The sequence below is a fragment of the Haloferax sp. ATCC BAA-644 genome, from assembly GCF_000336975.1.
In the GTDB taxonomy this organism is placed as follows: domain Archaea; phylum Halobacteriota; class Halobacteria; order Halobacteriales; family Haloferacaceae; genus Haloferax; species Haloferax volcanii.
The window spans coordinates 1-237 of the sequence record NZ_AOLF01000012.1 but is presented as its reverse complement, the minus strand read 5'-3'; the positions used below and the strand labels follow the sequence as shown (position 1 = coordinate 237).

Sequence of the window (237 nt, the reverse complement as noted above, 5' to 3'; positions counted from 1 at the left end):
GGAGTGTTTAGTCTTCGCAGTTGATGCCTGCGAGATTCACGAGGGATATCCAACCCCCGCTATTCTGGAACAACCCCGGGATCTGGTTCTTATGTTACGGGGTTTTCACCCTGTATCACGCTCCGTTCCAGGAGACTTCACATAAGATCCAGGTCCGTTATGGGTAGTCCGTACACCACATTGCCCGAAGGCTTCGGTTTGGACTGTATCGCGTTCACTCGCCGTTACTAACGACAT

Annotated in this window: 1 rRNA gene; it reads right to left on the bottom strand. The window is 51.9% G+C overall.

The window, feature by feature from the left end:
• Positions 1-237: ribosomal RNA gene (locus tag C458_RS18355) — 23S ribosomal RNA — on the bottom strand; the annotation flags it as partial.